Here is a 20,879-nt window from a genome sequence, read left to right on the forward strand (position 1 = left end):
CGTTCGTTCGAGGACGAACATATGCGGAATTCGCTGGTTGCCTACAACCGTCCTGCTGATCGAGACTTCCACTTGGCGGCCAGGGCATTCCCGCTGATCGAGACAATGGTGACCGCGCGCGAAATGGCGATTAGCGTCTGGTTCCATGACCACCACGACAGTGACTCCCGGCGCGGCGTCGGGCACGTTCATCCTCGGCGGCGACGTCGAAGTCAACCGGCTGGGATACGGCACCATGCACCTCGCCGGCCCCGGTGCGTGGGGCGCTGGGCGCGACCGCGACGAAGCCCTACGCGTGCTGCGCCGAGCCGTCGAACTCGGCGTCACATTCTTCGACACTGCCGACGTCTACGGCCCCTTCGTCACCGACGAACTGATTCGCACCGCGCTGCACCCATACCCGGACGAGCTGGTCATCGGTTCGAAAGTCGGGTCGTCGAACCAGGGCGCGGGTAAGTGGGCACCGATCGGACGGCCGGAATACCTGCGCCAACAGACTCTGCTCAACCTCCGACACCTCGGCTTGGAACGTATCGATCTGCTCCAGCTGCACCGCATCGATCCGCAGGTGCCGTTGGAGGACCAGATCGGCGAACTGAAATCGATGCAGGACGAAGGGTTGGTGCGGCACGTCGGACTCTCCGAAGTGTCTGTCGACGAGATCAAGGCCGCGTCGGCCATTACACAGATCGTGTCAGTACAGAATCGCTTCAACCTCGCCGACCGCGCATCCGAAGACGTCCTGGACTATTGCACTGCCGAAGGCATGGCCTTCATCCCGTGGTTCCCACTGGCATACGGGAAGCTGGCACGGCCGGGCGGAATTCTCGCGTCTCTCGCGAGTAAGTACGACCGAAGTCCCAGCCAACTCGCCCTCGCGTGGTTGCTGCGACGCTCCGGCGCCATTCTCCCTATCCCCGGCACGTCCTCGGTGCGGCACCTCGAAGAAAACATGGAGTCCGCGCGTATCGACCTCACCGACAACGAGTTCGACATGCTCAGCGCGCTAGGCCGAGCCGAAACGGAAAAAGGAACCAGATGAATCTTCACGGCCGGAAGCCGAAGGTAATCCTCGCGATGAGCGAATTGTTCACCCTGCTCGACCCTTCCGAGGAGCACCGCCACATCGAATTCGCCCGCGTAGCCGAGGAAGCCGGCATCGAAGGTCTTTTTGTCAGCGAACACGTGGTCATGGGTCCCAGCGCCGGAGCGATCGGCAGGCCGGAGAATCCGAGACAATTCGTGAGGCCGGGGATGCAGGATCCTGCCACTCCCTGGCCGGCTCCGCTCATCAAGCTAGCTGCGATGGCCGGTGCGACATCAACCATCCGGCTGATCTCGGCTGCGCTGATCGCACCGCTTCGCCACCCGATCCTGTTGGCCAAGGAGATGGCCACGATGGACATGATGACCAACGGCCGCTTCACCGTCCTGCCGAGTGTCAGTTGGCACGACGAGGAGTATCGCTCCCTGCAGATCGATTTCAGCACCCGCGGAAGACAGTTGGACGAGCACCTGGCGATCTGGAATGCATTGTGGGAGGAGACACCGGCCGCGTACGACGGCGAGTTCTACCAGTTCTCAGATACGTACTTCGCGCCGAAACCACGGGCCGATGGAATCAAGATGTGGTTCGGAGGTACCGAACTTCGCCCAAGTCTCTTGCAGCGCATCGCAACTTATGCAGACGGCCTATTTTTGGGCTTTCCGCTCGAGATCGAGCATCGCACGGCACTCGACACGGCAATGAAACAGGTCGGACGCACATCCGAGGAACTCGAGATCACCGGCTGGCTGGTACCGTCGTTCACCGACAACCACAGCGTTGCCGACATCGACGCGACCCTCGACGCCCAGCTAGAGAGACTGGTCGACCACGGCTGCGACCTCATTGCGATCAAACCGTCATGCTTTATCGATGATCCGGATGAAATGGGTGAGTTCTGTCGCCACGTCCTCACCCGTATCGACGAGAAGTTCTGATCGGAATCGACCTCGCCTCTGCCGCAACAACAATGCTCACCGGCGCAGCCACAAAAACCGACATATCGCTGCTGGCAAAAAACTTTCCATCCGTCTCGTCCACACGGATCGCCAACCACACCCAGACCACGGGCGGTGGAAAGTCATGTGGACGTGAGGATTCAGTTCGCAGATTGTGCCTCTGCTCTTCCGAGGTGTATGAGCCGCCATTCGAATCGTCGATGACCACGAACGTCGCGGGGATCGGACGAAATGAGCCACGACGCTACGGATTCTGCACGTCACCAGGCCCGAATTCCGGCAGTTCCATGATCGCGCTCAGCAGATCAGCCATCCTCAGTTCGATATTGACACGGTCGGAGCCCGCAACGTCTGTGTTGTTCAGGATTTCACTTCCGAACAGGGACCAGCCGGCAATAGCAGCGAGCCCGAACATGATGCGTACATCCACCGAGTCGGACGACTGACCGCTCCGAGCGAGGATGGTGCCACCGTCGGCTTCGTCGGTAGGAAGTAAATCCGTTCGACCGTCCAAAGTCAGCCACGTTGCTATTCGTACGTAGTCGGGATCTGCAACACCTACAAGAAAGAGACGACGCATAGCCTCTGAAAGTGATTCCACATTTTCGACGACGCTTGCAGACTGTTGACTATTGCGCGCAAGGACCGCGCGCAGGATGTCGTCCTTGTTGCCTAGATGTTTGTGAATGAGTCCGAGATTGACCCCGGCATCTCGAGCCAGCTCCCGAAGCGTTACCGACATCCCCTTGGCAGCGAACTTGGTTCGGGCCGCTCGTAATACCGCGTGCCGTACTTCGTCTCTGCCCCAGGCTTTTCCCACTGACTTCTGCTCGACCACCCCTTGACAGTAGACGCTTGTCTACTGTCAAATCAACGGGCACCGAAAAGTGACCTAACTCATTTCGTACTTGCTGTCGGGTCGTGCTGAGGTGATGGTCCGCGTCCCAGAGACGCATCCTGCTCGCCGAGCACAGCAATACACCTGGACACCGGGCCTCACCCGGGGTCCACGAACCGCCCCGAGCCCTGCCCATTCGTCACGACGTCAACCACACCAGTTCAGCCGAACGTCTGACCACATCGGCAGTTCCACGACCAGTCAGTGCCGTAGCCACACCTGCAACGATCAGAGGGAAGGACAACTTGTTTCGCCATGGAACGACGCGTTCCACATCCCCATCATATTCCGGAGGACATTGCCGAGTTGATCACCACAGATGAAGAGAGTGAATTACCCTCTCCAACTACGCCTTTCTGCTAGTCCAGAACGAGACGGCAAGTGTCCGAAAAGTCCTGGGAAGTTCATCCAGGGTGGACACCATTTACTTTGCTACTCGTTCATTACCGATCTCGACCGAGCCGAGCGTCGTCCGCAGGTCGCATGGTCAGTCCCCCAATACGAAGGACGTTCAGTAGATCTACGCCCAAATGATATTAGCGACGACAACTTTCGTCGCCTGGACCGTCGGAGGCTAACCCCCGGAATTCAACTCCCGGGCAGAGGCGCGCGAAGACATCGACCGAACGAACACGAATACCGGCCAGACAGAGGCAAATCCGGATCGCGGGATATCCGCCACTTCCGGCGAGCGGGACAACATTCAACACCAGGCACATCGCATACCGAGGAATCTTCGCTGGAGATTTCACTCATATTCAACTTGGAGGCGTTCACATGATTCGCAGTCCCCTTCGTCGCAGTCGCAGATTGACCGCGGCCGCCCTGGCGATCACCGCAAGCATGTTCCTGGCGTCATGCGCCGACAACGGGTCGAGCGGCGGCGGTGAATCCGTCGAGTCGGGATCCTCGCTGAAGATCGGAATGGTCAACGAACAGCCGGATCCCGGCACACCTACCAAGGGCGGGACGCTGACATTCAGCGGATATGCAGCAGTGACATCGCTCGATCCAGCCAAAGTTCAGATCGCCGGATCTGCCGGTGGCAGTGAACTCGGCGCGATTTACGACGTACTGATGCGCTACGACCCCATCGAACAGACGTTTGTGCCGCAGTTGGCACAATCCCTCGAGCCCAGCAGCGACAGCAAGACCTGGACACTGAAGCTTCGTGACGGCGTCAAGTTCAGCGACGGAACGACACTCGACTCCAAGGCAGTTGTCGACAGCATCAACCGCTACGTCACCAACAAGGGACCGCAGTCCAGCCTCTGGGCAGCCAAGGTCGCCTCCATGGACGCCCCCGACGCGTCGACGGTCATCTTCAACCTCGTCGATCCGTGGACCGGCATTCAGTCGATGCTCTCCACCGGACCCGGCATGATCGTCGCCCCCACGGCGCAGCAGGGTGATCAGTTCACCCCGATCGGCGCCGGCGCATTCACCCTCGAGAAGTTCACCCCCAACGAGGAACTACTGCTCAACGCTCGCCCCGACTACTACGGCGGCGCACCGAACATCGACCAACTCAAGCTCATCAGCATCGTCGGCGCACAGCCCACCGCCGAGGCTCTCAAGAGCGGTGGCATCGACGCGGCGTACATGCGCACACTCACCCCGATCCTCGATCTGATCGAGAACGGCAACCCCGGCTTCATCGACATCCCGTCGCTCGGCTACATCGCAAACGTCAACATGGCCGAAGGTCGCCCCGGTTCGGATCTTCGTGTGCGCCAGGCAATGGCACTGGCCATCGACCCGGAAACGCTCAACACCCGCGTCAACAACGGCAAGGGCCTGCCCGGCCAGGAAATCTTCCAGGACACCTCCCGCTGGCACAACGACGTCGCACCGACCGGAATCGATCCGGCCAAGGCCAAAGAACTGCTCGATCAGGCCAAGGCCGACGGCTTCGACGGCAAGGTCACCTACGTCGCGATTCAAGAACCTTCCGCGCAGGCAACGGCTCTCGGAGTGCAGGCAATGCTCAACGCAGTCGGATTCGATGTGCAGATCGATTACGTCACCGGCGCAGGCGATCTCATCAAGCGCCTGTACGTCGACCGCGATTTCGACATGAGCTCGGGTGCGGCCAGCCTTCCAGAGGCTGATCCGTTCGAGCGTCTCTACACGAGTACCAAGTCCGGCGGCAGGAACAACATCACGGGCTACTCCGACGCCGAAATGGATTCCCTCCTGGACAAGTTGGGTGTCGCGACCACCGACGAGGACAAGAAGGCAGTCCTTGCGCAGATTCAGGAACGCGCCAATGAGACCGTGCCGTGGATCGTCTGGGGCAATGTCCCGAACCTGGTCGTGTGGAACGAGAACGTCCACGGACTGCAGGAGAACATCGACAGCATGATCCTCTTCGACGAGGCATGGAAGAACTAGACTCGACCATCTGTAGCAGACTGCTGCCGGCCTGATCGTTCATCGATCAGGCCGGCACAGCCGAATCCCTTTCCGGCGCAGCCGATCGCCCCGTGCAGCAGAGGGATTGAGTACCGATTCTCTGCTCTCGCTGACCCCTGCGTAACCCAGCATGCGATCACGCGACTTCAGTGGGTGGCCATGCATGCACATCACCAGCAACCACTCCGGCGCCGCCTAAAGTGTTGTTGCGACTTTCCACGCCGTGTGCATGGCACCCTCGATGTAATCGACCTCGACAGCGTCACCGACAACACGTACGTCAGGCACCACACCTGCCAATGCGTCGGCCAGTGGTGCCGGAGCCGACACACCCGAGGCGACGACAACCATGTCGGCCGGAGCTGTCAAAGTCTTGTCACCGGCACGGAACTCGACGTGCTCCTTGGTGATTCGCTGCACCGTCGAATTACGGTGAATCTTCACACCCACCTCCTTGGCATGGCGCACAGCGGTCCAGCGGCGCGGCATCGCCATCGGAACGCCCAACTGCTGGCCTTCTTCGATCAGCGTCACGTTGCGACCGCGCTCGGCCAGGAACTCCGCAAGTTCGAGTCCGACAAGCGAGCCGCCGATAACCACGACGTTCTTGCCCATGGGCAAGAACTTGCGGGTCACCGCACGAATCGCGGCGGGGCTCTTGGTGATTCCGGAGAGCTTGCCCAGCTTGGCCATCGTCCGCAGGAACGGCGGAACCTGCGACGTGTCGCCGGCCCCGGTCATCAAAGCGCGCAACGTATCACCGGTGTACACGTGCGGGAGGTCGCCGCCGGGAACGGACGGGCGGTCACGAACAGCGCCGGTGGCCACTACAACTACGTCGGCGCCCAGCGCCTTGATCGAAGCGACTGTCGCCTCGGTGTTCAGCCGGATATCGACGCCCAGGCGCGAGGTTTCCACCTTGAGCCAGTCCAGCAGACGACCGTTGTCCGGCGTCGTGAGGCTCGAGAACCAGAGCGTGCCGCCGAGTCGATCTGCCTTGTCCACCACCGTAACTCGGTGTCCACGTTCGGCCGCCACGCGAGCAGTCTCGAGTCCGCCTGGGCCCGCGCCGACAACAACCACGTGCTTCGGGGCTGCGGTGCGCACGAACGGAATCAGCATTTCATTTCCCAGAGCGGGGTTCACCGCACACAGCGGAGTGCCGTCCCAGAAGTTTTCCTGAACGCACACATAGCAATTGATGCAGGGTCGGACCCGCTCCGGCGTCCCGGCTTTGAGTTTGTTCACCAATTGCGGATCGGCAAGCAACTGGCGACCCATTGCCGCAAAGTCGGCCTTACCTTCGTCGATTGCCTTCTCACCGACTTCGGGCAGTACACGGCCCACGGTGATTACCGGAATAGACACGGCCTTTTTCACTTCGCCGGCCAGTTCGATGTACGCGCCCACCTTGTCCGGCAGCGGGCCATCGGTGAAGTTCGAGAAGGAATTGCGGGCCCAGCCGGTGACATGGATGGCATCGGCGCCGGCAGCCTCGAACAGCTTCGACGCCGCAACAGCTTCGTCGGTGGTCAGGCCGTCGTCCTCACCGAATTCGCGTCCCGCGACGCGGAGCAGTACCGCCAGCGAATCGCCGACCTCCGCCTTCACTGCTCGGATGACCTCGACAGCCAAACGCGCCCGGTTCTCCAGGGAACCACCGTAGTTGTCGGTGCGCTTGTTATCTGCTCGGCTCAAAAAGCCGCCGAGAACGTAGCCGTGGGCGCAGTGAATTTCGACGGCATCAGCGCCTGCGGCCTTCACTCGCCCGGCAGCTTCGGCGAAAGTGCGCACCAACCAGTCGATGTCGTCCTGGGTGGCCTCGTGATAGGTGTCTTGCTTTCCTGCGGTAACAGCTCCCATCTTCTTCAGCTCTTCGGGAGTATTGTCGGCCAGAGCAGACCTGTCACGGGGAGCAGAAGGCGTCGACGGGACCAGCATCGGGCGGTCCTGGACCGTGTCGATCCGTGCGATCCTGCCGTGGTGCGTCATCTGAACGCACAGCTTGCTCCCTGCTGCGTGGATGGCGTCGGCAAGCGCCGTGAGGCCGGGAATGAACCGGTCCTCGGACAGGCCCGGTTCCTTGGTGCTTGCGGATCCGGCTGGGTAGGCGACAGCGCAAGCACCGGTGATGATCAAACCGGTTCCACCGGCCGCGCGCGCCACGAAATGGTCGATGTCGCCCTTCTCGATTTCACCGTCTTCGCAGAGGTTCATGTCCATGGCGGGCAGAACTACGCGGTTGGGCACGGTGATGGGGCCGATGGTCCCGGGTGCGAGCAAGTGCGGGAAGGTCTGGTTCCGGATCACGAGTAGACGCTAAATCTCCTGACAACGCCACATTGCACAGTTCCCGACCATCGAGATGTCACCGGGCGTGCCCGTCGAGATGTCACCGGGCGTGCCCGTCGAGACAGTCCGCAATCACATCGGCAAACTCGCCACCGGAAAGCATTGGGGACTGTGCCGTAACGTCTGGCGATAGTGCGGCTACTGCCCAATACCTCCAACTTCAGGAAACGACATGTCCTCTCCCCCTGTCGCGTGCCGGGGTCTCCGGCCGCGAGCGAGAAGCTGGCGGTCAGACTGGTTTGAGGAGGGCCGGGGTGTCGTTGCGGAGCGAGTTGACCGCGGCCTCGACTTCGTAGGATTCGAGGTGCGCTTCAATGACCGAATTCAGCAGCGCGTAAACGCCTTTCGAGGCTAGGGCCCGAGCCCTGCTGATGCCCGGCGTCGAGGACTTCGGCATCGTCCCGGTCGAGGCGATGGCCACCGGCACCCCCGTGATCGCTTTGGACGAAGGCGGTGCGCTCGACACAGTTTCCCAGGAAAGTCCGGTGTTCTCGTGTCCCCTGGCGACGATGCGAAGGTGGTCAGCGGTCTCGCAGAAGCAATGGAGGCATTCAATCCAAATGATTTCGATGCAAAGGTAATTTGCGATTGGCCGAAGGCTTCTCGCAAAAGGCCTTTCGAGAGAACATGATCAGAGTGGTCCTCCCACACGAGGCCGCCACGTTGGTACGGCATTCGCAGACCCGTCTCGGTGAAGGCCTGAAACGCGAACCGACACCGCGTCGCCGGTCAATGACTAGAGTCGATCCGTATGACTGCACTCAACGCTATCGGACGCATCGGCGCCACTGCCCTTGCGACGCTCGCGATCTCCGGCTTCCTGATGTCGGGGACCGCGGCAGCGGCGCCGAGCACGGTTCCGTTCCAGGTCGACCCCTTCATCCCGCTCGTCGATCTACCCACGCCCCGCCTTGCCGCGAGCGTCGGGGAAGAACCGGGCGCCGCCGTGTTGCACGTGCGCCGCGCACCCGGGGACGGAAACCCGCACGCCGCAGTCGTCCACTGGCTAAGTCTCGGAACCGGAGCATATGGATCCGCATCGTTTCCGACGCTGGATGCTCAACCCGTCACCATTCGTCCGGGCTCGGGTCAGGTCGTCGCATACGTCGACCCCCAGGCGATCGGAACACCTGGCTTCGGCACCTTCTTCGTTCCCTGAAACCTGCGTGACCGTCAAATCATGGTCCACTCGAACTTCGCGATGTCGCCGACGGTGAGTTCAAACAGATCCTGCCCTACACGCTGCCGCAGACTCTCGGACACGACGCCGCAGGCACCGTCACCCGGCGTACGCGCGCCAAAAGGCCGCCCGAGGAACCTCAAAGTGATCAACACACAGAGCGAGGGCGCTGGTAGCGCATGTACAAGTATTCGGCTTCGAGCAAGACGTGCCGGAGCTGCAACGCCTGGGGAACCTCGAGTGGCGGGGCAGCGATCGGCCCGGAGACTGGTTGGGGTCCCGCCAGTTTCGGGGAGAGAGTAAAGCACATGTCGTCAACCAGATCGTGGGCCACGAGGGTAGACAGAAGGGCTGGGCCTCCTTCGCAGAGCACACGCATCAACCCGCGATCGCGTAGGCCCGCGATCATCGCGACCGGATCAACATAGTCGTCCCCAGCCACCATGATCTCGACACGGGACCGCACATCGGGACCGAATGTGGCGGCCGCCTGTGCACTGGTGACGACAATTGGGCGCGGCCCTTCTGCGGTGAACAGCGCCGATTTCCAGGGAAGGTCACCGCTGTGCGTGACAACCGCAACGGGCGGCAACGACACTTGCCCGCACGCGTCGCGGCGGTATCGACGGAGTTCCGCATCGAGCGTTACAGGTCCGTACCGTTCCGCGCGTATCGTTCCGGCGCCGACTAGGAGCACATCGCAGTAGGCGCGCAGGGACCTCAGCAACTGATGATCAGCAGTGTTGGAGATTGGGCGTACTCGACCGTCGAATGCAGCGGCCCCGTCGAGGCTCGAAACCATGTTCACTCGAACCCCTTCGGGGGCGTCGGCGTAGAAGTCGTGAAGGGTGCGGCCTTGGGCGTCTATGGGAAATAACGATCGCCACCGATGCACTGTCATGCGTCGTGTCCGGGTTCGAGCGCTCGAACGTCCGCGAACGTGATGTACTCGTCGAGTTCTTCAGGTGAGTAACCGGTTTCGGGTTCGAGCAGGAAAGCAACATGGTCACCCGTGTCCACTTGTTCGAGGATGCGCCCAGCGAACCAGGCCTCGACTTCTTCGAGAATTGGAAGCCCGAAAGGCCCATGACTCCACTCGCAGCGTGTGAACTTGTCGATATCGTCGCCCGTCGACTCCCCGAACAGCTTCGCTATCGTGTCGTTTCTGCGGGGGATGAGGTGTACGGCCAGATGCTCGGCGGCGGCAGCGAGTCGGTAGGTGTGGTTCTTGTTCGACAGACCGATGAGGAAACGCGGAGGCGAAATACTGATCTGCGAGGCGAAACCGACGAGGCACCCCGCCCGCTGGTCTCCCACCTGAGTGGTCACGACGAACATCGGATAATTCAGTGCCCCCACGATCCGCTCGAAGGCACCACTGTCCGGCGACTGAAGGTTCTCACTCGAATCCTGCATCGTTGCTCCCTTCACTCCGCTAGCTACCCCTACGGGAGGGACAGCTAACTGCGATGTCCTTATTGCACAGCAACCCATTCTCACTGTTGCCGATTATCTATATCAGATGGTATAGATTTGAGGTAGCAAGAGATGCACATACCGATGGACAAAAATCAGATCAGGTGCTGCCAGGCGCAGAGCATGACGTCGGGAAAATTCTCCTGGCACCCCAACACCTCGGGAGCTGGACAATGACGATGATCGGCATTACATCCGCTGAGAGCGGCACGACACGCGCTGGCGGCTCGACTGCCCGCCGCCGAACTCACTCAACGAAGCTCACGAGGGCCTCGTTGAGCTCCCGGGGCAGCCACACCTGAATCTCTTTATCCAGTTCTACGCCGGCGAGTGAGGATAACCAATGGGCAAGTGGGTTTCCCTGCCATGGGACGTATTGCGCTTGCAATACACGGTAATTCGGTTTCCGCTGACACTTCTGGGGCGCCTGGTCGTACGCGCATTCGACACCGATGCGCCATGTCGGCTCACGTACCAACAGATGCTCGAATCGATCGACGGTACAGCGGGGACCATTCTCGGTGACCGCACCCTGGCCCGCCGAGCACAGGCAGAGATGGGGCCCACCAGCACGGAAATACCGTCGCCGACAAACTACAGTCCCCCGCCAGTGGCCTTCGATTCGGACTCACATGTACGAACCGAATCCCCCGAGGATGGACGACTGCACGCGCATCACATGGCGGATTGGCGATAGGCCTGGCCCGATCGGCACCACTTACCCGTCCAATGACTAACACCTTTGCGCCACATCGAAGTTCAGCCCACACTTCCCACCACCTTCTGACTCGAAGTCAACTTTCGGAAAAGAAATCGAGGAGGCACAGTGCCCAAGAAGAAGCCCACAAAGAACCCCCAGATCCCCGGGGTACCAGGCCCAGTAACACCGCCTCTGGAAGAACCAACCGAGCCCAGCGCTCCGTTGCCCCCGAAGGCCGATCAACGCTCCCCTCAACTTCGCACTGCAACAGCCGCAGCTGTCGAAGGACCACCGTCGGCGCGCTCGCAGCAGGGTGAATATCTGACCACCGCACAGGGCGCCCGCCTTTACGACACAGACCACTCTCTCAAAGCCGGGGAACGCGGCCCAACTCTGCTCCAGGACCACCACTTACGGGAAAAGATCACCCACTTCGATCACGAGCGGATCCCCGAGCGCGTCGTTCACGCCCGCGGCGCCGGCGCCCACGGAGTGTTCCGCGCCTTCGGTGCCGCTGAAAAGGTCACCAAGGCAGGCTTCCTCCGCAGAGGAGTCGAAACCCCCGTATTCGTTCGCTTCTCCACAGTGCTCGGCTCACGCGGCTCGGCAGACGCAGTCCGAGACACTCGCGGCTTCGCCACCAAGTTCTACACAGCCGAAGGAACATTCGACCTGGTCGGCAACAACATCCCGGTCTTCTTCATCCAAGACGGAATCAAATTCCCCGACATCATCCATGCCGCGAAACCACATCCCGACCGCGAGATCCCGCAAGCACAGAGCGCACACGACACGTTCTGGGATTTCGTCTCCCTCCACACCGAAGCCACCGCGCACACCCTCTGGAACATGTCCGACCGCGGTATCCCCCGGTCGTATCGAATGATGGAAGGATTCGGCGTTCACACCTTCCGGCTTCTCAACGACGACGGAGAAACCTCGCTCGTGAAGTTCCACTGGAAGCCACGCCTGGGCGTGCACTCGGTGGTATGGGAGGAAGCACAACTGATCAACGGATTCGATCCCGACTTCCACCGCCGCGATCTCGCCGACGCCATCGAAGCGGGTGCGTACCCGGAATGGGAACTGGGCATCCAAATCTTCCCCGACACCCCCGAGCAGATGTTCGAGGGCATCGACCTCCTCGATCCCACCAAATTCGTTCCTGAAGAACTGGCCCCGGTTCAACCGATCGGGGTGATGACGCTCAACGCGAACCCGACCAATTTCTTCGCCGAAACCGAACAGATCGCCTTCCACCCAGGGCACCTCGTGCCCGGTATCGACGTCACCGACGACCCGCTACTACAGGCCCGCCTGTTCTCTTACCTCGACACCCAGATCAGCCGGCTGGGTGGACCCAACTTCGGTCAGATCCCGATCAACCGCCCACACGCACCGGTCAACGACATGTTCCGGGACGGAATGCACCAAAGCGCAGTACATTCCGGTGTCGCCCCCTACAAGCCGAACTCCCTCGACGGTGGCTGTCCCTTCATGGCCGGCGCAGAGTCCGGGGCGTTCGTCGAAGTACCGGTAGCGCTCGAGGCCGGTACGAAACGTCGCGGCGCGCCAGCCACTTTTGACGACCATTACTCACAGGCGCGTCTGTTTTACAGCAGTCTCACTGTCATCGAACAAGACCATGTGGCACAGGCGTACACCTTCGAACTAGGAAAGTGCTACGAACAAACGATCAAGGAACGAGCCCTCGGTGTGATCGCCAACATCGATCCCGACCTGTGCGCGAGAGTCGCCGCCGGCCTTGGCCTCCCGGCCCCGAAGCCGTCCGTCCCGTTCGACGACGCACCGATGCCTAGCTCTGCCCTGTCCCAGATCGGCGCGCAGTGGCCGGTCACCGGCCGGGTGATCGGCATCGTCGCCGATGAGAACTCCGACCTTCCCGCCGTCGAAGCGATAGTGTCAGGCCTCGCAGAAAGCGGGATAGTGCCGCTGGTGATCGCCCCGCACGGCGGCACATTGGTCTCGGACTCGGTCACTGTTCCCGTCTCGCGCACCTTCGATACCGCACGATCGATCGAATTCGACGCTCTCCTGCTCGCCGGGGCACCTGCAGACCCACGAGTGAATATCCTCCTGTCTGAAATGTTCCGGCACGGCAAGGCCATCGGGGGGTGGAACGACGGGATAACACTCCTCGGCAACGCTGGCATCGCTGATTCGGACGGCGTCGTGACCGGGGAGGACGGACCGTCGGCGCTCGAACAGGTAGTGACGCTGCTCGCATCGCATCGAGTCTGGAGTCGCCTCTGAGCAACGCCGGTGAGGTGACTGAATCTGAGTAGCGGCACAGCCACAGTTCTGAGTAGCGGCACAGCCACAGTGAAGACAGGATGACCCTTGCAGAAACGACGCGCCTCACAGTCGGTGAACCTGGACGAGACTGAACAGTCCGACAAGAACGGACAGCGAAACATTCTCGCCCGGGCCATAACTGGGCCACTTCTTTTCATCTTCATACTCGGCGACGTTCTGGGCGCCGGAATCTATGCACTGGTCGGTGTCATCGCCGGTGAGGTCGGGGGCGCGGTCTGGGTGCCGCTCCTGGTAGCCCTGGCGATGGCGTTGCTGACAGCGACGTCGTATGCCGAATTGGTGACGAAGTATCCGCGCGCGGGCGGTGCCGCGGTGTTCGCGCAACGAGCGTTCCGTAAACCGCTCGTCTCGTTTCTCGTCGGCTTCTCGATGTTGGCAGCGGGAGTGACGAGCGCAGCGGGACTTGCACTGGCATTCTCCGGCGACTATCTCAAAGCCTTCGTCGACGTGCCCACTGTTCCGGCTGCACTCGTGTTCCTCTTACTCGTGGGCCTTCTCAACGCGCGAGGCATCAAGGAGTCGATGCGCGCAAATGTTGTCATGACAGTCGTCGAGGTCACCGGTCTGGTGCTGGTCGTCGTCCTCGCGTGCGTCGTGCTGGGGCGCGGTGACGGAAACTTGACTCGCCTCGTCGAGTTCGACGACAGCCGTTCCCCGGCATTAGGGGTGCTGGCTGCTGCGCTGCTTGCGTACTACTCGTTTGTCGGCTTCGAAACGTCCGCGAACGTTGCCGAAGAGGTGAAGAACGTGAGCAAGGTCTACCCCCGTGCCCTGTTCGGAGCTTTGGTGACGGCAGGCGTCGCCTACGTGCTCGTGGGATTCTCGGCTTCGGTAGTTCTGCCCGCCGATGAACTGGCCGAGTCGTCCGGTCCGCTGCTGGCAGTAGTGTCGGCGGCCGACGTCGGTTTTCCACCTCGACTGTTCAGCCTGATAGCGCTCGTCGCCGTCGCCAACGGTGCGCTGCTGACGATGATCATGGCTAGTCGGCTCACTTATGGAATGGCATCCGAAGGGTTGCTTCCCTCATCGTTTGCGAAAGTACTTCCGCAGCGACGCACCCCGTGGTTGGCAATTGTCGCCACCACTGTTGTCGCCATGGGTTTGTGTCTGACCGTGTCGCTGTCTGCATTGGCTGAGACGGTGGTGTTGCTATTGCTGGTCGTCTTTATCAGCACAAATATCGCCGTACTCGTTTTGCGTCGTGATGTGGTGAAGCACAGCCACTTCCGAGCGCCGACCATCTTCCCGATCCTTGCTCTTCTCACCTGCGTCGCGTTGCTCACGCAGCAGAGCGCGGCGACTTGGCTACGCGCCGCAGCGCTACTGGCGGTCGGGATAGTTCTCTACGCCCTCTCACACCGCGCCACGAAAAATGACACAACGAGCTCCAACGCGTAACCATGGGACGAGTTTTCTGCTACCGCCGCGCTCCCGCGAGGAGGCTAGATTGGTGTAGCGGGTCCTGGCAACTACAGGAACGACGAATATTCCGACCGAGGAGTTTAAATGGCGAAGACGGATCGCAGCGACAAAACCCCGAAGGCTGGACATCCCGGCCCCAAAGACAAGGGCGAGGGCGGTGGTATGGCTACGCGCGAGCAAGCCGCGGAGTCTGCTCCGAACTCAACTGACGAAAAGAAAAAGCGTCAGTCATAGTCCTGATTGATCAATCGCTTTGGATCAGGACTGTTCCTGAGTCGGTGCCCAACGAACCGTCGACTGTAACCGATGTCGCGCGCGAAAATGCGAGGTACATGATTGATCGTCGAGTTGTCGTACAACTCCGACGAAGAATTCGTTGAGCGCCCGGAGTGGGTTGATCAGGCGTGGTAATCGCGCCGTTCGAATAGTGCGTTTCTCTGCCTATGGCGGCTGCTGGGCATCGATCGTAGCGCCGTTCGAAGCCCGGTCCGCAGTCGTGGGGCCGACGTCTCGGACTTGGACAAGATGGTGCGGAATTTCAGTTCGGAAGCAGTCTCAGGGGCGTCGTCGGCTGTCGCACGGAGAAATCGGTCGGGCAGAGACAGTTTGTGAATGGTGCGTAGGGTTAGAAGATACTGCCGTGCAAGGGAACCCGTGGTGTAGGGCAGATCATATTTTTCGCACAGCGCACGGACCTGGGTGGAGATTTCCGCGTAGCGGTTGCTGGGCAGGTCTGGAAATAGGTGATGTTCGATCTGGTAGCAGAGGTTGCCGCTCAGGAACGCCATCACCGTCCCGGCACGGAAGTTAGCTGAGCCGAGCATCTGTCGCAGGTACCATTCCCCGCGAGTCTCGTTCTCGAGTTCGGCGACGGTGAACTTCTCGGCGCCGTCGGGGAAATGCCCGCAGAAAATCACCACATATGCCCATACGTTCCTAAGCAGATTCGCGGCCAGATTCGCCGTCAAAGTCCGTCGCCACCGACGTCCGCTGAGGGCGGGGAAGAACAAATAGTCCTTGCCCATTTGCCGGGCGATCTTGCCGACCAAGGCTCGTGTATCGGCAGATTTTTCGGAGTCGGTGTCGGCGTGGTCCTGTTCGGAATACAGGCTGTGCAGGGCGATACCCCATTCGAACGTCGCCGCTAGCAACAGATTCCGCAGCGGCTGAAAGAGATTCCCCGGACGCCACGGCTGGTCTCGGGTGATGCGAAGCACGCCGTAGCCGAGGTCATCGTCCATCCCCACGACGTTGCTGAACACGTGGTGGCGATAGTTGTGGGAATAGCGCCACTGCGAGGAGAGCCCAACCATGTCCCACTCCCATGTGCCGGAGTGAATTTCAGGGTCGTTCATCCAGTCCCATTGACCGTGGGAGACGTTGTGCCCGATCTCCATGTTCTCGACGCTCTTGGCCACCCCGAGAGCCGTTGCCCCGATTACCCACGCCGGCGTGGTTCTGGTGCCGTGGATCAACAGCCGTGCAATGACATCGAGTACTCGCTGAAACGCGATGGTGCGGCGGATGTATGAGGCGTCCGCTCCGCCGAGCGATTCGGCGACTGCTCGGCGGATGTCGTTCAGTTCGTCGCTGAGCGACTCGACGTCTGCTGCGGCGAGGTGCGCGTATTCCTTGATGTCGGAAATGGCCATCAGTGTGTTCCTGCAGTGGTTCCCGCGGGTGTTGCTGTCGTGACACAGCCGCATACGGGGAGGCTGTCAGTAGTAGTGGCGCCGACCGGCCACTGCGTGGCCCATCGAGCCCATAATCTCCAGCACCGCTCCGATGACGACGAGTGCGATCCCGACATACAACAGGACAGGGACGCTGATCACCACGCCGACGATGGCGAGGATGATACCGAGAATAATCATGATGATTACCTGATTTCGGAGTTGAAGGAAGGTACGGTGCTCTGCACGACATGCACGGCGGGAATCTTCTTCCTCTAGGGCGCTTCGTCGGTGCCGACACAGCGCGTTGTCGATGATTCGATGACGTGCCGTCCGATCATTGTGTGATGCTGCGCCTAGCCGTAGCCCCAGATGTTCGACGGCCAAAAGGAATTCGACGGTCGAAAGAGACCACAGGTGGTCTTTCAAGGCTCACCGGGGCCCTCCTGGCCACTACGTTCAATGTCCAGTGAACGCCGCGTTTCCCCAGCTGTCAACGCTGTATATCTACGCTTCCGGCCTACAGTGTTAGGTAGTCGAAAGGAGACGGCGATGGCGAAGTCCCCTGCACGTGGCAGCAGCCGTTCCGTCGACGACGGCTCAGACGGTAGCGCACTCACCAAAGAGCGAATCCTGGTGTCGGCACTCGAAATTCTCGATCGTGACGGCATCGACGGACTTTCGATGCGACGCCTCGGAAAGGCACTCGGACGGGATCCGATGACTCTGTACCGACATGCACCCAACAAAGCAGCACTCCTCGACGGGGTTGCCGAGAAGGTCCTCGAACAGCTTGTCGTCGACACCGACGACAACGACTGGATGACCCAGCTTCGCTCGATCGCCCGGCACTTTCGTCGCTTGGCGCTCGCGCATCCTCACGTGGTCCCCTTGCTGGTCACCCGGCCCCTTGCAACACCTCTGGGAATGCGACCGCCAGGAACCCTGCGTCCATTCGAAGACATCCTGAGTTTGCTCAGCCGAGCGGGTTTCAGCGCTACCGACGCGTTACGCGTCTACCGGGCGTTGTTCGGTTTCCTTTTCGGACATATCCTCCAAGAGCTGCAGGAGCTCGTCGAACGACCCGACGAAACCGACAACTTACTTCGCCTGGGGCTGAATCGGCTACCGATCGGGGAATTCCCGTTGGTGCGTGCACTCGCACCGGTTCTTGCGTCCTACGACGGCGCCGCCGAACTCGAACGGGGCCTCGATATCCTCTTCTCCGGTCTGACCTCCACACTGACCTCCCCGGAAGGACGGACAGATACCAATTAATCGACAGTGGTTCGATGCGCGGCCCGCGCATCGGAATTCCTGTCCTATGACTCCTGACCTCAGGTGTCGTTGGACTGGCTATTCGTTGGACAGCAGCGGTCCCAGCGGTCCGAGGTCGATGTTGAGGTCTTCGGGTGTGAGACCGAAATGCTCCCTCAATTCGGCCATTCGATCCTCGAGCAGCATCAAAGTCGTGCCGATGCGCTCGATCTGTTCGTCGCTGAGATCTCCGTGTTCGACACGGCGCAGCGCCTGGCGCTCCATGAGTTGACGTAGGAGTTCGACGAGCGTGAGAACCAGGGTGACCAAACCACGTTCGACTGATTCGGGGTCTGCGTCGATCCGCTGTGGTAGAACGCGGCGGCCGAGGTCTGGGTTCGCATCCGAGTTGAAGTCCCCCGGTTCAGTCATCGGTGATGTCCGGTTCTGTTGGATCAGGAACGAGCGCGCTAACCGACGCGATCAGGGTTCGTAGCGAGATCCGCACCATGTCGACGTCTGCCAGCGAGAGAGTGATCTCGCCGGTGACGACAACTCCCCCGCCGAGCACCCGGTCGAGCAGGTCTACGAGAGCGATGCGACGAGTATCGTCGGCCGGGACCATCTCGCTCATCGAGTCACCATGTCGATCCCGGAAAATGAGTACGGGGGCCACGGTCCGGTCAGTTCCACTGTGATGCCCTCACGTTCGGCGTCGAGCGTCGCAACGAAGGTTGTGAAGTCGTCGACCCGATCGTCGTCCACAAGGTAGGTACCGTTGAAGATCATCCAGGCGCGTTTTCCGGACAGGACAGGATCGGTGACAGGCCGCCGGAGACCGTCGACGGCGCGTTGGAGTAGCGCAGCATGTAAGTCGTCTGCCTCGGCCGCTGCGCGGCGTTCCACGTTCTGTTGCGCAGTCAACTCGGCCCGGCGTCGAAGCAGATAAGCTGTTCCCTTTCCAGTCGGACTGGGCTCGGGTTGTTTCTCGGGTGATGTCTGCGCCAGCGCACGTGCATCGCCATAACCCTTGACTCCCCATTCGCTTCGCCCGGCCACGGAACGTAATGCGGCGCAAAACTTTTCACGCCCGACCTCGAGCAAACTGCGAATTCGGTCGTCGTCTAGGTACAGGGTGGCCAAGCGCAGCGGAATCGTGGGACCGCAGCGCAGCACGGCAGACACGACGCGCTCATGGGCTCGCGCGGTTGCTGCCAGCCAGTCGAGATCTTCGAGGTGCCGTCGCAGTGGAACCTCGCCGAATTCGTCGAGATCAACCGAGCCCACTACCGCCGCCAGGTCGGTCGAATGCACCACCCGCACAGCCTCACCCGCCACGCCGAGGACCCCGCTCAGGGACACGCCGTCGAGACTCTCGGACGTGATGGCGTAGAGCCACACGCCTTCATTTCCTGTCATCGTCTTCGTCCCAGCGCCGCGTCTCCACCTCGATCGGCTCGTCCGAGGTAAGTGCGGACTTCACTGACCTGTCGGCCTCGAGTTCGGCGATCCGTTCCCGCAAGCGTGTGTTCTCCAGTTCGACGTTGTTGTTCTTTCCGGTAAGCCAGGGATCGTGCTCCCACCAATCGATGCCCACCTCCTTCGCCGTTTCCAGCGAAGCGATCACGAGTCGCACCTTGATCGTCAGTAATTCGATGTCGAGCAGGTTTACCTGAATGTCCCCGGCGATCACCAGACCTTTGTCGAGCACCCGTTCGAGAATGTCCCCAAGGTTGGTCGACTGGCGCCCACCGCCCATGCCGCCACCTGAGACCTGTGGCAGGTTGCTCGAACCGCCGCCGGCGACGGTCATGACCGTCCGCCCATACCGTCACCCGCACCGCGGGCATAGCGGCGGGTTCTGCGATAGGACAGCAACTCTCCGTCCATATCCAACACCACCTCATATAGTGCGAGCATGTCCGTCGACGACGGGACGCGCCGATCCTCGACCACCTCCACTTCCACAGTCCAGCCTTCGTCGGTCGGCATCACCGACGTCGCACCCAACGGCTTCTTTCCAGTCAACTGCGTGATGTCGCGCAATGCGAGTTCGGCGACGTCATGTGCAGGCAGGGGCGGTGGCTCCTCTTCCACCATTGCGCATCACTCCTCCTCCTGAGTGATCGTCTGTCGAGTTGCAGCGATGTCGTCGAGGATGACCTGCTGCGCTTGTTGTTCCTCTTCCGCCGTGATCTCGCCCGCAGCCCGCGCTTCCTCCAACTCCTCGAGAGCGCGGCGTGCACTGGCGGGATTGTGCAGTTCGTCCTCGACCTGTTGTTGAATCAACTCGGCCAGCGAGATCACCCCGCGCACCGGGGCGAGTGGCAACGTGACGATGAAGGAGAGCAAACCCATCGGTCAGCCCTCCGGTTTCTGTGTCACCACAAAGTCGTAGGCCGCGAGCGGGCCGAGCAACCGCATCTCGACCCGGCCGTCCCATTGCTGCGCCAACTCACCGACAATGTTCTCGAGTTCGTCTTGTCGTGCGACCTCGACGAGCACCGCCACTTGCGCGGCTTCCTCCTCGTGCGTGGGTTCCCGCACATTGAGGAAGTCGGTCAGCGCTGTAAGCGCATCGACCACCGCGCGAGTGTCTTCCTCTCGCTTGGCCACGATGGCGTTGCTCACGATCTCACCGAGGGCCATCCTCGCGTCACGAGTGACCTCTTCGGGCTGATCACGGATAGTGTCCCGTAGCCTGCTCGCCTGTTCGTTCTCTTCGATAACTTCCCTCAGGATCGCCTTTTCGACGTAGCGCCCCTTCACGATGTACTGCGCGAGTCCTTCGAGTTCTGCCAATGCTGCGGCGAACTCGTCGGCGTGTGCTGTGAGTAATTCGTCCTTCACCGCGTCCGTGTCGGTGAGGACCGCCCCGAACCTCAGGGGAAGAACGGGTGCCACGCGAGCAGTTCCGTTCAACAAATTCGCGTGGGCTTGTAGGTCCTCGGGCTTACCCAGCCGTCTGTCTACCGAGATTTCGCTGACGAGCGCGGCAATGTCGCCGTGTGTGACTATGCTGACCGCTTCGTCACACACGCCGACTGCGTCCTCTCCGGCCTCCACATCCGCAGGCACGATGCCGTACACGTAGATCCCGCTGGTTCGAGGCTCCTGGCGCGTGTCGGCAGCTTGGTTCGACGTAGACGTATTCGACGTGGACAT

Annotated in this window: 24 protein-coding genes; 10 read left to right on the forward strand and 14 right to left on the reverse strand. The window is 61.0% G+C overall.

Annotated elements, in window-relative coordinates:
• The first annotated feature begins 145 nt into the window (after positions 1-145).
• Positions 146-1,042 carry an aldo/keto reductase gene (locus tag CJ178_RS13500; RefSeq protein ID WP_095886911.1) on the forward strand — a complete coding sequence of 299 codons (897 nt, stop codon included), beginning with the start codon at positions 146-148 and terminating at the stop codon, positions 1,040-1,042.
• Complete coding sequence (locus tag CJ178_RS13505; protein WP_095886912.1) at positions 1,039-1,983, forward strand: LLM class flavin-dependent oxidoreductase; 945 nt, start codon at positions 1,039-1,041, stop codon at positions 1,981-1,983. Before CJ178_RS13500 ends, CJ178_RS13505 begins: the two co-directional genes overlap by 4 nt.
• Before the next feature lie 265 nt (positions 1,984-2,248).
• Here CJ178_RS13505 and CJ178_RS13510 read toward each other — a convergent pair whose 3' ends face one another.
• Positions 2,249-2,842 (reverse strand): TetR/AcrR family transcriptional regulator, encoded by a 594-nt coding sequence (locus CJ178_RS13510; protein WP_257013130.1) that lies wholly within the window; start codon positions 2,840-2,842, stop codon positions 2,249-2,251.
• 837 nt (positions 2,843-3,679) lie between these two features.
• On the opposite strand from CJ178_RS13510, the gene CJ178_RS13515 reads away from it, so the two are divergent.
• Positions 3,680-5,296: an ABC transporter substrate-binding protein gene (locus CJ178_RS13515; RefSeq protein WP_095886914.1), complete on the forward strand. Its 1,617-nt coding sequence runs from the start codon at positions 3,680-3,682 to the stop codon at positions 5,294-5,296.
• Between the two features lie 216 nt (positions 5,297-5,512).
• On the opposite strand, the gene CJ178_RS13520 is transcribed toward CJ178_RS13515, so the two are convergent.
• Both CJ178_RS13520 and CJ178_RS32770 read right to left on the reverse strand, forming a co-directional pair.
• A complete protein-coding gene (locus CJ178_RS13520) occupies positions 5,513-7,627 on the reverse strand; it encodes an oxidoreductase (RefSeq protein ID WP_095886915.1) in 2,115 nt (704 codons plus the stop codon).
• A 271-nt stretch (positions 7,628-7,898) separates the two neighbouring features.
• Positions 7,899-8,090: a hypothetical protein gene (locus tag CJ178_RS32770; RefSeq protein WP_373557487.1), complete on the reverse strand. Its 192-nt coding sequence runs from the start codon at positions 8,088-8,090 to the stop codon at positions 7,899-7,901.
• Between CJ178_RS32770 and CJ178_RS13525 the strand changes: the two genes are divergently transcribed.
• On the forward strand, positions 8,041-8,250 hold the full coding sequence (locus CJ178_RS13525; RefSeq protein WP_095886916.1) for a glycosyltransferase: 210 nt from the start codon (positions 8,041-8,043) through the stop codon (positions 8,248-8,250). The genes CJ178_RS32770 and CJ178_RS13525 overlap by 50 nt on opposite strands.
• Before the next feature lie 170 nt (positions 8,251-8,420).
• The gene (locus CJ178_RS13530; RefSeq protein WP_095886917.1) at positions 8,421-8,828 is read left to right on the forward strand and encodes a hypothetical protein; all 408 of its coding nucleotides are present in this window, start codon (positions 8,421-8,423) and stop codon (positions 8,826-8,828) included.
• Positions 8,829-8,997: 169 nt separating this feature from the next.
• On the opposite strand, the gene CJ178_RS13535 is transcribed toward CJ178_RS13530, so the two are convergent.
• Both CJ178_RS13535 and CJ178_RS13540 read right to left on the reverse strand, forming a co-directional pair.
• Positions 8,998-9,750: a pyrimidine reductase family protein gene (locus CJ178_RS13535; protein WP_095886918.1), complete on the reverse strand. Its 753-nt coding sequence runs from the start codon at positions 9,748-9,750 to the stop codon at positions 8,998-9,000.
• Positions 9,747-10,265 (reverse strand): flavin reductase family protein, encoded by a 519-nt coding sequence (locus CJ178_RS13540; RefSeq protein WP_095887969.1) that lies wholly within the window; start codon positions 10,263-10,265, stop codon positions 9,747-9,749. Before CJ178_RS13540 ends, CJ178_RS13535 begins: the two co-directional genes overlap by 4 nt.
• A 403-nt stretch (positions 10,266-10,668) precedes the next feature.
• On the opposite strand from CJ178_RS13540, the gene CJ178_RS32485 reads away from it, so the two are divergent.
• The 4 genes from CJ178_RS32485 (at position 10,669) to CJ178_RS32775 (ending at position 15,018) form a co-directional block, all read left to right on the forward strand.
• Entirely contained in the window at positions 10,669-11,022 is a 354-nt protein-coding gene (locus CJ178_RS32485) for a hypothetical protein (protein ID WP_092802757.1), read from the forward strand.
• 129 nt (positions 11,023-11,151) lie between these two features.
• Positions 11,152-13,299 (forward strand): catalase, encoded by a 2,148-nt coding sequence (locus CJ178_RS13555; RefSeq protein ID WP_218833726.1) that lies wholly within the window; start codon positions 11,152-11,154, stop codon positions 13,297-13,299.
• A 114-nt stretch (positions 13,300-13,413) separates the two neighbouring features.
• A complete protein-coding gene (locus CJ178_RS13560) occupies positions 13,414-14,760 on the forward strand; it encodes an APC family permease (RefSeq protein WP_373557479.1) in 1,347 nt (448 codons plus the stop codon).
• A 108-nt stretch (positions 14,761-14,868) separates the two neighbouring features.
• Positions 14,869-15,018 carry a hypothetical protein gene (locus CJ178_RS32775; RefSeq protein WP_165826239.1) on the forward strand — a complete coding sequence of 50 codons (150 nt, stop codon included), beginning with the start codon at positions 14,869-14,871 and terminating at the stop codon, positions 15,016-15,018.
• Positions 15,019-15,182: 164 nt separating this feature from the next.
• On the opposite strand, the gene CJ178_RS13565 is transcribed toward CJ178_RS32775, so the two are convergent.
• Positions 15,183-16,436: a fatty acid desaturase family protein gene (locus CJ178_RS13565; RefSeq protein ID WP_033231552.1), complete on the reverse strand. Its 1,254-nt coding sequence runs from the start codon at positions 16,434-16,436 to the stop codon at positions 15,183-15,185.
• 66 nt (positions 16,437-16,502) lie between these two features.
• Positions 16,503-16,658: a DUF6131 family protein gene (locus CJ178_RS32780; protein WP_092802765.1), complete on the reverse strand. Its 156-nt coding sequence runs from the start codon at positions 16,656-16,658 to the stop codon at positions 16,503-16,505.
• A gap of 351 nt (positions 16,659-17,009) precedes the next feature.
• Here CJ178_RS32780 and CJ178_RS13575 point away from each other — a divergent pair, with 351 nt between their 5' ends.
• On the forward strand, positions 17,010-17,735 hold the full coding sequence (locus CJ178_RS13575) for a TetR/AcrR family transcriptional regulator C-terminal domain-containing protein (protein ID WP_033231553.1): 726 nt from the start codon (positions 17,010-17,012) through the stop codon (positions 17,733-17,735).
• Positions 17,736-17,813: 78 nt separating this feature from the next.
• Here the strand turns inward: CJ178_RS13575 and CJ178_RS13580 are convergent, their stop codons facing one another.
• Genes CJ178_RS13580 through CJ178_RS13610 form a run of 7 tightly spaced genes read right to left on the reverse strand, consistent with a single transcriptional unit; the run spans position 17,814 to position 20,879 of the window.
• Positions 17,814-18,146, reverse strand: a complete 333-nt coding sequence (locus CJ178_RS13580) for a gas vesicle protein K (RefSeq protein WP_051730249.1) — start codon at positions 18,144-18,146, stop codon at positions 17,814-17,816.
• Entirely contained in the window at positions 18,139-18,348 is a 210-nt protein-coding gene (gene gvpJ, locus CJ178_RS13585) for a gas vesicle protein GvpJ (RefSeq protein ID WP_033231554.1), read from the reverse strand. Before gvpJ (CJ178_RS13585) ends, CJ178_RS13580 begins: the two co-directional genes overlap by 8 nt.
• Positions 18,345-19,133, reverse strand: coding sequence for a GvpL/GvpF family gas vesicle protein (locus CJ178_RS13590; RefSeq protein ID WP_095886922.1), 789 nt, complete (start codon positions 19,131-19,133; stop codon positions 18,345-18,347). The genes gvpJ (CJ178_RS13585) and CJ178_RS13590 overlap by 4 nt, the downstream gene beginning before the upstream one ends.
• Positions 19,120-19,527 carry a gas vesicle protein gene (gene gvpJ / locus CJ178_RS13595; RefSeq protein WP_095886923.1) on the reverse strand — a complete coding sequence of 136 codons (408 nt, stop codon included), beginning with the start codon at positions 19,525-19,527 and terminating at the stop codon, positions 19,120-19,122. The genes CJ178_RS13590 and gvpJ (CJ178_RS13595) overlap by 14 nt, the downstream gene beginning before the upstream one ends.
• Positions 19,524-19,814, reverse strand: coding sequence for a gas vesicle protein GvpO (locus CJ178_RS13600; protein WP_045064361.1), 291 nt, complete (start codon positions 19,812-19,814; stop codon positions 19,524-19,526). Before CJ178_RS13600 ends, gvpJ (CJ178_RS13595) begins: the two co-directional genes overlap by 4 nt.
• A 6-nt stretch (positions 19,815-19,820) precedes the next feature.
• Positions 19,821-20,072, reverse strand: coding sequence for a gas vesicle protein GvpG (locus tag CJ178_RS13605; protein WP_095886924.1), 252 nt, complete (start codon positions 20,070-20,072; stop codon positions 19,821-19,823).
• Between the two features lie 3 nt (positions 20,073-20,075).
• A complete protein-coding gene (locus CJ178_RS13610) occupies positions 20,076-20,879 on the reverse strand; it encodes a GvpL/GvpF family gas vesicle protein (protein WP_045064364.1) in 804 nt (267 codons plus the stop codon).

Source organism: Rhodococcus sp. ACPA4 (assembly GCF_002300185.1).
Taxonomy (GTDB): Bacteria; Actinomycetota; Actinomycetes; order Mycobacteriales; family Mycobacteriaceae; genus Rhodococcus_F; species Rhodococcus_F globerula.

Bases quoted from the DNA above. Each gene is read 5' to 3' on its own strand.
- CJ178_RS13500 (WP_095886911.1), top strand. From the start codon at position 146: ATGACCACCACGACAGTGACTCCCGGCGCGGCGTCGGGCACGTTCATC.
- CJ178_RS13505 (WP_095886912.1), top strand. From the start codon at position 1,039: ATGAATCTTCACGGCCGGAAGCCGAAGGTAATCCTCGCGATGAGCGAA.
- CJ178_RS13515 (WP_095886914.1), top strand. From the start codon at position 3,680: ATGATTCGCAGTCCCCTTCGTCGCAGTCGCAGATTGACCGCGGCCGCC.
- CJ178_RS13525 (WP_095886916.1), top strand. From the start codon at position 8,041: ATGCCCGGCGTCGAGGACTTCGGCATCGTCCCGGTCGAGGCGATGGCC.
- CJ178_RS13530 (WP_095886917.1), top strand. From the start codon at position 8,421: ATGACTGCACTCAACGCTATCGGACGCATCGGCGCCACTGCCCTTGCG.
- CJ178_RS13535 (WP_095886918.1), bottom strand. From the start codon at position 9,750: ATGACAGTGCATCGGTGGCGATCGTTATTTCCCATAGACGCCCAAGGC.
- CJ178_RS13540 (WP_095887969.1), bottom strand. From the start codon at position 10,265: ATGCAGGATTCGAGTGAGAACCTTCAGTCGCCGGACAGTGGTGCCTTC.
- CJ178_RS32485 (WP_092802757.1), top strand. From the start codon at position 10,669: ATGGGCAAGTGGGTTTCCCTGCCATGGGACGTATTGCGCTTGCAATAC.
- CJ178_RS32775 (WP_165826239.1), top strand. From the start codon at position 14,869: ATGGCGAAGACGGATCGCAGCGACAAAACCCCGAAGGCTGGACATCCC.
- CJ178_RS13565 (WP_033231552.1), bottom strand. From the start codon at position 16,436: ATGGCCATTTCCGACATCAAGGAATACGCGCACCTCGCCGCAGCAGAC.
- CJ178_RS32780 (WP_092802765.1), bottom strand. From the start codon at position 16,658: ATGATTATTCTCGGTATCATCCTCGCCATCGTCGGCGTGGTGATCAGC.
- CJ178_RS13575 (WP_033231553.1), top strand. From the start codon at position 17,010: ATGGCGAAGTCCCCTGCACGTGGCAGCAGCCGTTCCGTCGACGACGGC.
- CJ178_RS13580 (WP_051730249.1), bottom strand. From the start codon at position 18,146: ATGACTGAACCGGGGGACTTCAACTCGGATGCGAACCCAGACCTCGGC.
- gvpJ (WP_033231554.1), bottom strand. From the start codon at position 18,348: ATGAGCGAGATGGTCCCGGCCGACGATACTCGTCGCATCGCTCTCGTA.
- CJ178_RS13590 (WP_095886922.1), bottom strand. From the start codon at position 19,133: ATGACAGGAAATGAAGGCGTGTGGCTCTACGCCATCACGTCCGAGAGT.
- gvpJ (WP_095886923.1), bottom strand. From the start codon at position 19,527: ATGACCGTCGCCGGCGGCGGTTCGAGCAACCTGCCACAGGTCTCAGGT.
- CJ178_RS13600 (WP_045064361.1), bottom strand. From the start codon at position 19,814: ATGGTGGAAGAGGAGCCACCGCCCCTGCCTGCACATGACGTCGCCGAA.
- CJ178_RS13605 (WP_095886924.1), bottom strand. From the start codon at position 20,072: ATGGGTTTGCTCTCCTTCATCGTCACGTTGCCACTCGCCCCGGTGCGC.
- CJ178_RS13610 (WP_045064364.1), bottom strand. From the start codon at position 20,879: ATGTCCACGTCGAATACGTCTACGTCGAACCAAGCTGCCGACACGCGC.